The sequence below is a fragment of the Vibrio sp. B183 genome, assembly GCF_000740665.1.
In the GTDB taxonomy this organism is placed as follows: domain Bacteria; phylum Pseudomonadota; class Gammaproteobacteria; order Enterobacterales; family Vibrionaceae; genus Vibrio; species Vibrio coralliilyticus.
Map to the genome: position 1 here is coordinate 29,248 of NZ_JPQB01000007.1, position 12,720 is coordinate 41,967.

Annotated in this window: 5 protein-coding genes; 3 read left to right on the forward strand and 2 right to left on the reverse strand. The window is 45.2% G+C overall.

Annotation, left to right across the window (positions count from 1 at the left end):
- Positions 1-136 precede the first annotated feature (136 nt).
- Positions 137-1,318 (forward strand): Na+/H+ antiporter NhaA, encoded by a 1,182-nt coding sequence (gene nhaA, locus IX95_RS08975; RefSeq protein ID WP_038158934.1) that lies wholly within the window; start codon positions 137-139, stop codon positions 1,316-1,318.
- A gap of 58 nt (positions 1,319-1,376) precedes the next feature.
- Here the strand turns inward: nhaA and IX95_RS08980 are convergent, their stop codons facing one another.
- Both IX95_RS08980 and IX95_RS08985 read right to left on the reverse strand, forming a co-directional pair.
- The gene (locus IX95_RS08980) at positions 1,377-1,994 is read right to left on the reverse strand and encodes an OmpA family protein (protein WP_038158937.1); all 618 of its coding nucleotides are present in this window, start codon (positions 1,992-1,994) and stop codon (positions 1,377-1,379) included.
- Positions 1,995-1,996: 2 nt separating this feature from the next.
- On the reverse strand, positions 1,997-3,268 hold the full coding sequence (locus tag IX95_RS08985) for a TolC family outer membrane protein (RefSeq protein WP_420895640.1): 1,272 nt from the start codon (positions 3,266-3,268) through the stop codon (positions 1,997-1,999).
- Between the two features lie 349 nt (positions 3,269-3,617).
- Here IX95_RS08985 and IX95_RS08990 point away from each other — a divergent pair, with 349 nt between their 5' ends.
- Together IX95_RS08990 and IX95_RS08995 are read left to right on the forward strand one after the other, a co-directional pair.
- A complete protein-coding gene (locus IX95_RS08990; RefSeq protein WP_081885421.1) occupies positions 3,618-9,296 on the forward strand; it encodes a cadherin domain-containing protein in 5,679 nt (1,892 codons plus the stop codon).
- Between the two features lie 513 nt (positions 9,297-9,809).
- The gene (locus IX95_RS08995) at positions 9,810-12,707 is read left to right on the forward strand and encodes a pyridoxal phosphate-dependent class III aminotransferase (RefSeq protein WP_038158941.1); all 2,898 of its coding nucleotides are present in this window, start codon (positions 9,810-9,812) and stop codon (positions 12,705-12,707) included.
- The last annotated feature ends 13 nt before the right edge of the window (positions 12,708-12,720 follow it).

A 12,720-nucleotide genomic window follows, 5' to 3' on the forward strand; every position in this document is an offset into this window, starting at 1 on the left:
GCATTAGAATTTTTATATCGAAAATTCCGAAGTTAAACATCCAAACAAGCGATTTTTCCTTAAGATTCGATATATATAAACTCAACTCTATTCTTTGTTAATCGTTTATTAACATAATAAATATAAGGACGATATCATGAGTGATATTATTCGCGATTTCTTCAAAATGGAGTCAGCAGGGGGGATTCTTCTAGTAATCGCTGCTGCAATCGCAATGACCATTGCCAACACGCCACTGAACGAATCTTATCAGGCAATATTGCATTCTTATGTGTTTGGCATGTCTGTATCTCACTGGATTAATGACGGCCTAATGGCTGTATTCTTCCTTCTCATCGGTTTAGAAGTAAAACGTGAACTTCTAGAAGGTGCGCTTAAATCCCGCGAAACTGCTATTTTCCCTGCTATTGCTGCTGTTGGTGGTATGCTAGCGCCGGCATTGGTTTATGTCGCATTCAACTACAGCAACGCTGAGGCAATTCAAGGCTGGGCGATTCCTGCTGCGACAGACATCGCATTTGCACTTGGTATCATGGCGTTGCTAGGTAAGCGTGTCCCTGTCAGCCTGAAAGTATTCCTACTTGCGCTGGCAATCATTGATGACTTAGGTGTTGTTGTTATTATCGCCCTGTTCTACACAGGAGACCTTTCTACTTCAGCATTAGCCGTCGGGTTTGCCATGACCGCAGCCTTGTTCATACTCAACTCGAAGAAGGTCACCAAATTGCTCCCCTATATGATAGTCGGTTCGATACTCTGGTTCGCGGTTTTGAAATCGGGAGTGCACGCAACACTAGCTGGTGTGGTGATAGGTTTTGCAATTCCTCTTAAAGGAAACAAAGGTGAGGGTTCTCCGCTGAAGCACATGGAACATGCACTGCACCCATACGTTGCTTTTGGTATTCTTCCAGTGTTTGCGTTTGCCAACGCCGGTATCTCTCTTGAGGGGATCTCGATGGAAGGGCTGACTTCGATGCTACCACTGGGTATTGCATTAGGGTTGTTAGTTGGTAAGCCTCTGGGTATCTTCAGCTTCAGCTGGGTTGCGGTTAAGTCTGGCGTAGCCAAATTGCCAGAAGGCATTACCTTCAGACATATTTTCGCAGTCTCAGTGTTGTGTGGTATCGGCTTCACCATGTCGATTTTCATCTCTTCGCTGGCCTTTGGTCCGGTTAACGCTGAGTTTGATACCTATGCGAGACTGGGTATCCTGATGGGGTCGACGACAGCTGCGATTATAGGATACGTGTTACTGCACATTTCTTTACCAAAAAAGACAGTGCTGGCAGATAAGCCAGCGACTGAAGCAAACCAATAATTAAGAACATTAAATAAAAAACGCTCCTCAGATAGGAGCGTTTTTTTGTTTGGATGAACTATTTTTCAATGATTGTAAAGATGGTCCATTCATCGACAACTTTTTCTGTTAATCCAACAACGGTCGCCGTAACTCTCCGGTTTAATGCATGAGAAGTTTCATCATCTCCATCAGTTTCCAATCGAGTTTCACCATAGCCTACAATGGTTACTCGTTCTGGCTCAGTTCCGAAGTATAAGAGCTCATCCTGTACAGCGTGAGCCCGGTTCTTGGATAGCTCTAGGTTATACTCAGGTGTGCCAATTTTGCTGGCGTAGCCCTGAATCTGAATTGAGGCTGATTTATATTTGGCCAAAAACTCTGCCATGGTCTGGATTTGATCAGAAAAGATAGGGTTAATCTCGTAAGAGTCGTTGGCAAAAAGAATCCTTAGTTGGAGCTCTTCTTCTTCTCTTATCGATGTACCGCATCCGTCATTGTCTACTTGAGCATTGACTGGTGTGCCAGGACATATATCCCTAGCATTGACTACACCATCTCTATCGTCGTCAGTTAGGTCCGATACCTGGTTGGCAGTCGGCGTTTCTATATATTCGTATTCATCCTCGTTCGCCGTCAATGTGGTTGACATTGCCATGCTTAAAACGGAGAGCGAGAGTAAGGTTTTCTTCAACATAATCAATACTCCACTCGTTGTGCCCATTCCACTGGAACGTCAACTAACAGGGCGTCCAGCAGGTTACCTGTAGCGTTCATCACACGATACTTTGCGTACTGCTCGGCGTAGTGGGCGTCAAGGTAATCTTTCCTAGCTTCGAAGAGCTCATTCTCAGTGTTCAGCAAATCGAGCAACGTACGTTGGCCAATTCGATATTGTTTTTCGTAGGCGATGACTGTTTCAGAGGCTGAATCAACGTGGTCAGCCAAGAAATTTTTCTGTTGCAGAGTAAGGTCAAGTGCACTCCAAGAAAGCCTTAAGCTTTCTTCTACCTGTCGATAAGCGTTACTGCGCAAGTCTTTTGCTTTGTTTAATTGATACGCGGCACGTTCGGATAAGTCACTATCTGAACCACCATTGTATAGGTTGTAGCTGAGTCTGAGCATAGCTAATGCTTCGTCACTGCTGCCTACGTCACCTCCTGCGTCATCTCGCCAAGTCTGACTTGCTTCGATTGAAATTGTTGGGAAGTAGCTGCCTTTTGATTGCTTGTATTGATAACGAGCTGAATCTACATCGACTTTAGAAACCTGTATAACAGGGTGTCGATCAAAAGCAGTATCCAAGGCTTCTTCCAGAGAAAGAGGCAATCTTGACTCATCCGCACGTGGGTAGATTAAGCCAAGCGGGCTTTGCCCGACCAGCCTTCTGAATTGTGTGTGAGTATCAACAAGGTTGTTCTGAGCTGCGAGTAAGTTGCCATGCGCTTTAGCGATACGAGCTTCGACTTGGGATACGTCTGCTGTTGAACCGATCCCAGAGTCTGCGCGACGTTTAATATCTCGGTAAATATCTTTGTGTACGGCGAGGTTACTTTCAGAAAGAGCGAGGACTTCCGTTGCTTTTACTGCATCAAGATAAACCTGAGTAACCTGCAACGCTAGATCTGAGGCGTCTGCCCAGAGTTGAAGTCTAATAGATTCGGCTTCAGCGGCGGTTCGGTCCATGTCATTGAGCGTAGCGTTACCATCCCAGATCAATTGAGTCAGGCTTATTGTTGCCTCTTTACGTGTTAGGTCGGTATCTGCACGACCTGTAGATTCTGCTGGGTTGATCTCTTCGTAACCAATGCCTGCGTCAAGATCGATGCTCGGAAGGTATGCGCCTCCGGAAGCATCCGCTTGTTTTAAGGCACTCTTGTACTCATTGAAGGAGCTTTTCAGTTCAGGGTTAGTCGCTAGTGTAATTGCCACCGCTTGCTCGAGTGTCTGACTGTAGCTGCTAAAGCTCATTGCGATAATACAGCTTGCCAGAATAATTCTTTTCAAGTTCAAGGGAGCCTCCTTTAATTTCCTTGTTAGTAAAAAGGAGAATGTAATTTGATGTTACTCAGGTGTAGGGCTTCGGGCACGAACACACTAATGGAAGCTTAGTAGAATCGCTTGCAATTTGAGAATCTTTTCGAAAATAAAAAATCGAACTTTATCTGGATCTTATAAACTTTCGTATGGACTTTTTTGCTATTAACTGGTTTATCAATAATGCGACAACTAAGGTTTATAGCATGTAGAAATGCGCGCTTTAAAAAACTCTAAAATTGGGGTGGGGGTTTTGCGCGTATTTGAGGGCGGGGATCTGCTTATGAATGCCAAAACACTAGCGCCATTTTTGATGGCGAACACGACCGTTGTTATTGATATTAATGGCCAGTTAAGAGAGCTTATACCGGGCGAAGTGCCTGGGCCAGGAGAAGTAATTGTTGTCGTGGGTCAGGGGGCCACAGCGGCAACGGACATTGATGCACAACTTGTTACTGATGATGGTGAAACGTTCGATATTAATTTGGATAATGAAATTGCGTCCATTTTCGAACAAATTGAACAAGGCGTCGACCCTACTCAAAACGAAGATTTTGCTACTGCAGCTGGTGGGCAAAACGGTTCAAGCCCAACAGGGTCCGGTGATATTGAAAGAACGGGTGCAGAAACCCTAGCGGAGACAGAGTTTGATACCTCTGGCTTGGAGTCTCAAGGCTTATCTGAAACTCAGAGCCTAACGCTATTAGACGTAGTAGCGCAGGCCATATTTGTTGGTGATGACTCGGTTACTGTTTTTGAAACAGATGCAGCGTGGGTGGTTAACGGGTCAATTGAAGCAACTGAAACAGACGTGCCTACATTTATCGTTCAAGAAGATGTTGCAGGAGAAAACGGAACTTTCTCTATTGATGCCGATGGTAACTGGACCTATGTTGCCAATAGTGCGTTTGATGAATTGAATATAGGCGACTCTCTCGTTGACGTATTCCCAATAGAATCTGCAGATGGCACTGTCGGTAGCGTGACCGTCACTATCAATGGTACCAACGACCTGCCTCAATTTGTGGCTACCAATGATATCCAAACTCAAAGCGATGGTGACGTGTCGACATTCGCTTTTGAAGATGGTGTCTACTCGTTTGACATTCCAGAAAACTCGTTATCAGGCGCCGTTCTTGGACAAGTAGCGGCTGTTGACCCCGATAATGACGTTCTTATTTTTAGTATCTCAACAAATATCCAGAATGGTGAAGGTGAAGACTTATTCCAGATTGATCCTGATACAGGTGAAATAAGCCTTACAGATGCAGGGGCCGCCTCTTACGTTAATGATTTCGAATTGCTGGAAAACGCCCATCAAATAGTGGTTACAGTGACCGAAGGAGATGGTATTGGAGAGCCTCAGTCAGTTGATGTTGACGTGTTCTTCAATGAGCTCAATGAAGATGATAACGAGCCTATCTTTGAAGGTACTGATGAAGGCGGTGAATACTCATTTCAGTACAATGAAAATTCATTGGATGAGGATGTGATCGGTACAGTCTCTGCAAATGATGGGGACGGGGAAAACGTAACGTACAGTATTAAAACGAATGTTCTTAATGAATCAGATGAACCTCTGTTCGAGATCGATTCAGCCACAGGTGAAATCAGCTTAACCGCTGCAGGTGTAGCAGCGTTTACCAACGATTTTGAACTTGAAGCTAACATCCATGAAATCATTGTCACTGCAACGGAAGATGATGGACTTGGTACCATCAAGTCTACGGATGTGACCGTTAACCTAGAAGAACTGGATCTTGATGATAATGCTCCTGTTTTCGCCGACACTGATGAGTCAGGTGAATACAACTTTGAGTACAATGAAAACTCTGTAGATGCAGATGTCCTCGGAACAGTGAGCGCAAGTGATGCTGATGGAGAGAACATTACATTCAGTATATCTGCCAATGTCTTTAATGATGCTGACGAGCCTTTATTCGAGATCGATTCTATTTCAGGTGAGATTAGCTTGACGGCCGCAGGGGTTGCGGCCTTTACCAATGACTATGAGCTGGCGGAAAACGAACATAGTATTACGGTTACTGCAACCGAAGATGAAGGCTTTGGTGAAGTAAAAGCTACAGATGTCACGGTTAATCTTTCTGAATTAAATCTGGATGACAATGCGCCGGTCTTCTATGACGGAGAAGAGCCAACAGAGAGCTATGCGTTCAGCTATAACGAAAACTCAGCAGACGCTGACGTGCTTGGCACGGTGGTTGCCATTGACGCCGATGGTGAGAATGTCACCTATAGCATCACCACAAATGTACTAAATGATGCCGATGAACCCTTGTTTGAAATCGATGCAAACAGTGGTGAAATCAGCCTCACTGCAGCGGGTGTTGCTGCCTTTACCAACGACTATGAGCTGGCCGCGAATGTGCATAATATCGTGGTGACTGCGACGGAAGATGAAGGATTAGGTGAAGTTAAAACCACCGATGTTCCTGTTCAGTTAACCGAGCTCAATCTTGATGACAATGCGCCGGTCTTTTATGACGGAGAAGAGGCAACAGAGAGTTATGCGTTTAGCTATAACGAGAATTCAACTGACGGTGATGTGCTTGGTACTGTGGTTGCCATCGATGCTGATGGTGAGAATGTCATTTATAGCATCACTACAAATGTACTAAATGATGCTGATGAACCCTTGTTTGAAGTCGATGCGAACAGTGGCGAGATCAGTCTAACGGCAGCGGGTGTTGCTGCATTCACGAATGACTATGAGCTGGCCGCGAATGTGCACAATATAGTGGTCACTGCGACGGAAGATGAAGGGTTAGGTGAAGTCAAAACAACCGATGTTCCTGTTCAGTTAACCGAGCTTAACCTAGATGACAATGCGCCTGTCTTCTATGACGGAGAAGAGCCAACAGAGAGTTATGCGTTCAGCTATAACGAAAACTCAGCAGATGGTGATGTCCTAGGTACTGTGGTCGCCATCGATGCCGATGGTGAGAATGTCACCTATAGCATCACCATAAATGTACTAAATGATGCCGATGAACCCTTGTTTGAAATCGATGCGAACAGTGGTGAAATCAGCCTCACTGCAGCGGGTGTTGCTGCCTTTACCAACGACTATGAGCTTGCCGCGAATGTGCATAATATCGTGGTGACTGCGACGGAAGATGAGGGATTAGGTGAAGTTAAAACCACCGATGTTCCAGTCCAGTTAACCGAGCTTAATCTTGATGATAATGCGCCTGTCTTCTATGACGGAGAAGAGCCAACAGAGAGCTACGCGTTCAGTTATAACGAAAACTCAGCAGACGGTGACGTGCTCGGCACAGTGCTTGCCATCGATGCTGATGGTGAGAATGTCACTTATAGCATCACTACAAATGTACTAAATGATGCTGATGAACCCTTGTTTGAAGTCGATGCGAACAGTGGCGAGATCAGTCTAACGGCAGCGGGTGTTGCTGCATTCACGAATGACTATGAGCTGGCCGCGAATGTGCACAATATAGTGGTCACTGCGACGGAAGATGAAGGGTTAGGCGAAGTCAAAACCACCGATGTTCCTGTTCAGTTAACCGAGCTCAATCTTGATGATAATGCGCCGGTCTTTTATGACGGAGAAGAGCCAACAGAGAGTTATGCGTTCAGCTATAACGAAAACTCAGCAGATGGTGATGTCCTAGGTACTGTGGTCGCCATCGATGCCGATGGTGAGAATGTCACCTATAGCATCACCACAAATGTGCTAAATGATACCGATGAACCCTTGTTTGAAATTGATGCGAACAGTGGTGAAATCAGCCTCACTGCTGCGGGTGTCGCTGCGTTCACGAATGACTATGAGCTGGCCGCGAATGTGCACAACATCGTGGTGACTGCGACGGAAGATGAAGGATTAGGTGAAGTCAAAACCACCGATGTTCCTGTTCAGTTAACCGAGCTCAATCTTGATGATAATGAACCAGTATTCCAAAACACCAATGAGCAAGACGAATACTATTTTAGCTATGACGAAAACTCTACTGATGCCTATGTTATCGGTACAGTCAGTGCAACCGATGCTGATGGAGAGGCGATAACCTACAGCATTAAAACCAACGTGTTCAACGATGCAGATGAAGCTCTATTTGAGATTGATTCGGGGACTGGTGAGATCAGCTTGACTGTCGCGGGGGTTATCGCTTTTACCAACGATTATGAGTTGGCGACTAATGTCCATAACCTTGTCGTAACCGCTACTGAAGTTGCGGGTCTAGGCGAGGTGAAGGCTACAGATGTCAATGTCACACTGGAAGAAATAAATTTAGATGACAACGCTCCTGTATTTGATCCAAATGATGGTGATCAATACTCCTTCTCGTATTTTGAAAACAATAATGATGAATACGTTATAGGTACAGTTTCTGCAACGGATGCTGATGGTGAAGCGGTTACCTACAGCATCAAAACCAATGTGTTTAACGATTCAAATGAACCTCTCTTTGTCATCAACCCAAGTTCAGGAGCAATCTCGCTCACATCCGCTGGCGTCTTGGCATTTACTAATAATTTCGAAGCATTGGCGAACGTTCATAACCTCGTCATAACGGCGACGGAAGTTGATGGATTTGGCACACAGAAAGCCACGGATATTGACGTGGTTCTTTCAGAACTCAATGTGAATGAAATTCCAGTGGCGGAAGATTTTGATGTTGATGCCGGTGACGCAATTATTGTCCCTATTGTGTTTGATTCAGATGATGAGGCGTTAGACCACATCTCTGATGAGGATGACGACTTTAATGATGTTCAGCTCAATGTGATGATCACATCACTCCCACAGTACGGAACCTTACTATATACAGATGAATTTGGTGAAACACGAGTGCTCACCGAAGCTGACCTCCATTCAATAGGAGATGCAGTTGATATCGATAAATTGTTTAACCCGGATAACATCACTTATGTACCAGGCGTAGGTGACCCGTTTGAAATTGGTTACAGTGGTGATTCTGAAGACATTGTTTTAGATGATGATGGTTTTTACAATTGGGGTGAATATGTCAGCGACACAGAGCGTCTTATTACACTGGAGAACGGTAATACGATTGGAATCAGCATCACTGACAACAATGACAAACCTCTAAAACAATATACCGGAGGTAAACCTCATGTAGGGTGGGGGATCGGAGATACTGATGGTAACGGTATGAACAAGCAGGAAACTCTGATTGTTGATCTTAGTGATAACCCGCTAGATGTTGTTACATTTGGTTTAGATGGTATGGGCGGCTCGTTCAACACCAATAGCAATGTTTATGTTGAGGTCACCTATACATTTGAAGATGGAACCACGCATGTCGAGCAGTATCAGAAAGATGAAGGTGATGTAGGTAATAGCCAGATCCTTTACGATTTTAGTTATTCGTCGCCAGATAACCCTATAGTACAAATGGAGCTGTCATCAACGGGTGGTAACTGGGAGCTAAGATATATTTCCGGTACTCAGGATATAACCGAAGACGTTACGTTCGACTATGTGGCTGTTGACTCAGATCTCGCTGTGAGTAATGAAGCCACGGTGACAATTGATGTATCAGATTCACCTGAATATGAAGTCTTGTCTGCTGAGCAGGGAGGTGAACTGACCTCTCAACTGGGCAATCAAATGATGCTTGGTGACAGCGATGACAACGTCTTTACTTGGCTCGATTCAACACTGGATAGTGGGACGGATGTTGTCGATAACTTTGAATTAGGCAGCGATTTAATCGACCTTACTGATATTTTGGATGACGACGATAATGTCGAAGTCGCGGACTTGATTGATAAGATAGAAGTAACCGTCGATGAAGATGATGTTGTATTGACAGTTACAGATGAAGGAAAGGAACAAACCATTGTAATGGAAGGTGTGACTTCTTCATTTGAGGATGCGGGTTTGATTGTCAACGACGCGATTACCGATGAGTTCAATATGCTAACCCAAATACTAAAAACGGATGCAGCATAATTAGGCGTTAAATGACAAAAAGGCTGACTTTAAGTCAGCCTTTTTGATACGTTGATAAATAATCGGAAAGCCAAAAATTAAAAAATGTTGCGAACCGTTTTCATTTTGTGATAACTTCGCGCGCAATCTCGGAGGTGAGTCGCAAAAAGACATTCTGGGGGATACGCGTAGTGAGCATTCAGGCTGAGTGAACACTCCGTAGGGTAGGTATCGGCAAGTCCTTTTGTCGATAGACGGGATACTGTTGTCGCTGTAGCGACATGTTTATGGGAAACCCAACATTGAATTCACATAACAAACAACCATTAATCAGCTTAGTTCTTCCTAAATGCCCTGTTTTGCAAAACAGCAGCATTACTGAACCTTGATTTACCTATTGAACATGTAGTCCATCGAAATGATGGAGCGATTTCGTGTATGCGCTATTTGGGTTGCTAACACGAAAGGGATAACTGTACCTGCTATTTACGTTTCACGTATGGCAGGAGAATTACATTTCAAAGGGATTAAATCATGAGCACAGCCTTTGAAGCCGATAATCCAGTGAACGACACTGTTATCGCAACACCATTTTCCACCCAGATTCCTGCCGTAGAAGGCGTTTATGACCTGACGCCTGATCTGGTATTACAAGATCAGGCCGAGCATGAATCTGCGGTACGTTCTTACCCTCGTCGCCTTCCTATTGCGATCAAACAAGCTTATGGCGCACTGGTTGAAGACACTCGCGGTCAAATATTTTTAGATTGTCTTGCTGGTGCTGGTACGTTGGCTTTGGGTTATAACCATCCGGAAATCAACCAGGCACTTAAAGACCAACTCGACTCTGGTCTCCCTTACCAGACACTGGATATCGCAACAGAAGCAAAAACAAATTTCATTCGCTCGGTGAAGAATTTTCTTCCTCAGGAGTTGAGTGATGACTGTGTACTCCAGTTCTGTGGTCCTTCAGGTGCGGATGCTGTAGAAGCCGCAATCAAACTCGCAAAGCAAACAACAGGTCGCAATACCATGTTTGCTTTCCGTGGTGCTTATCATGGCATGACAAACGGCACTATGGGCATGATGGGTAATCTAGGGACGAAGGCACGTCGCACTGGCTTAATGTCAGACGTGCACTTTATGCCCTTCCCATACAATCTGCGCTGCCCGTTTGGTTTGGGCGGTGACGAAGGCGCCAGAGCGGGTATTCGCTATATTGAACGTTTACTCAATGACGATGAAGCTGGAATCATGAAACCAGCCGCTATAGTTGTTGAGCCTGTTCAGGGCGAGGGCGGTGTTGTACCTGCTCCTGCGTTTTGGTTGAAAGAATTACGTCGTATCTGCGATGAGCACGGTATCTTACTGATCTTTGATGAGATTCAGTGTGGTGTGGGCAAATCAGGCTACAACTTTGCGTTTGAAGAAGCGGGCATTGTGCCAGACATTCTTTGCTTATCGAAAGCGATTGGTGGCGGTATGCCAATGTCGCTCCTGGTCATCAATAAGAAACATGATACTTGGCTGCCAGGTGAGCACACGGGCACTTTCCGAGGCAATCAGCTGGCTATGGTGTCTGGCGCTAAAGCATTGGAAATCATCGAGCGAGATAATCTTGTTGAGCACGCGAATGTTGCTGGTCAGTATTTGCGTTTAGGGCTTGAGTCGATTCAAAAACGCGTCAACTGTATTGCTGAAGTTCGTGGCAAAGGCCTAATGCTTGGTGTGGAAATCCGCAAACCCGGTACAGAGCGCAATAAGTTTGGTGAGCCAGTCGCTGATGGGGAATTGACCTTGGCGATTCAGAGAGCAGCCCTTGAACGCGGACTGATGGTTGAAAAAGGCGGGCGTGATGGTTCGGTGATTCGATTCCTGCCACCATTGATCATCACGTTTGAGCAGATCGATTTTGCACTTCGAGTGCTGGAAGAAGCGATTCTGGTTGCTGGTGGGAGCCATGTTGAGCCACAAGACGCCAATCAACAATGGAAACAGCATTTCATTCATACCGGTGAGTCTGGCAGTGATGAGTTCAGTAAAGTCATGAATCACACAACTGCGGCAATGAAACAAGTCTTTGAACAAGTCGATGCGCCTTATTCAGGGCTTGAACCAAAGCAGTTAGAACAGGTGATTAATGCGGTTGATCTAAACAACAAAAATGCCAGCCTAGCGGATGTGATCACTGATACCGCTGAACTAGTCGCAAAGAATGCTATTTTCACTCAGCATCCTGACTGTATCGCTCATCTTCACACCCCGCCATTAATGTCTGCAGTGGCAGCAGAAGCGATGATTGCCTCTCTAAACCAGTCAATGGACTCCTGGGATCAAGCCTCTTCTGCGACTTATGTTGAGCAGAAAGTGGTGGATTGGCTATGTGAGAAATACGAGCTTGGCAAACAGGCTGATGGCATATTTACCAGTGGTGGTACCCAAAGTAATCAAATGGGTTTAATGCTGGCTCGTGATTGGGTTGCAGACAAGCTGTCAGGACACTCTATCCAGAAATTTGGATTGCCGGATTACGCCGACAAACTTCGTATCATCTGCTCGAAGAAATCTCATTTTACGGTTCAGAAATCTGCATCTTGGATGGGGTTAGGCGAGAAAGCGGTGCTAACTGTTGATGCTCATAACAACGGCACGATGGATGTTGCTCAGCTTGATGAAGTGATTAGTGAGGCGAAATCTCAAGGGTTGATTCCATTTGCCATCGTTGGGACGGCAGGAACCACTGACCATGGTGCAATTGATGATTTGAATGTGATTGCCGATGCAGCGCAAAAACACCAGATGTGGATGCATGTTGATGGTGCTTACGGTGGTGCACTGATTTTAAGCCGCCACAAAGAACGTCTAGCGGGTATTGAGCGCGCAGATTCAGTCAGTGTCGACTTCCATAAATTGTTCTACCAAACGATCAGTTGTGGGGCTTTGTTACTTAAACAAAAACACAACTTCAAGTATCTGCTGCATCATGCGGATTACCTCAACCGTGAGCATGATGAGTTGCCTAACTTGGTAGATAAGTCGATTGCGACGACGAAGCGATTCGACGCATTGAAAGTCTTTATGACGATGCAGAATGTCGGTCCAGATACATTGGGTGCAATGTATGACCATCTTCTCGAACAAACTCAGCAAGTGGCGGATCTCGTTCGTAGCGACGACAACTTAGAATTGTTGGCTGAGCCATCATTGTCGACCGTGTTATTCCGCGTAGCAAATGCTCAAGTAGCGGATCTGGACGAGCTGAACAAAGTCGTAAGACTAGAAGCGTTGACTCGTGGCGTTGCGGTATTAGGTGAAACCATTGTTGATGGTAAAACCGCATTGAAATTTACGATTCTTAATCCGTGCCTGACGATGGCTGATTTTGAATCTTTACTAATTAAAATCAATAAGCTAGCTTCTGAGCTGGCGTAATTAAGGTAACGGA

What these genes read in the sequence shown, in the direction of transcription:
- IX95_RS08985 (WP_420895640.1), bottom strand. Translation starts at nt 3,268, where the DNA reads ATGAGCTTTAGCAGCTACAGTCAGACACTCGAGCAAGCGGTGGCAATT.
- IX95_RS08990 (WP_081885421.1), top strand. Translation starts at nt 3,618, where the DNA reads ATGAATGCCAAAACACTAGCGCCATTTTTGATGGCGAACACGACCGTT.
- IX95_RS08980 (WP_038158937.1), bottom strand. Translation starts at nt 1,994, where the DNA reads ATGTTGAAGAAAACCTTACTCTCGCTCTCCGTTTTAAGCATGGCAATG.
- IX95_RS08995 (WP_038158941.1), top strand. Translation starts at nt 9,810, where the DNA reads ATGAGCACAGCCTTTGAAGCCGATAATCCAGTGAACGACACTGTTATC.
- nhaA (WP_038158934.1), top strand. Translation starts at nt 137, where the DNA reads ATGAGTGATATTATTCGCGATTTCTTCAAAATGGAGTCAGCAGGGGGG.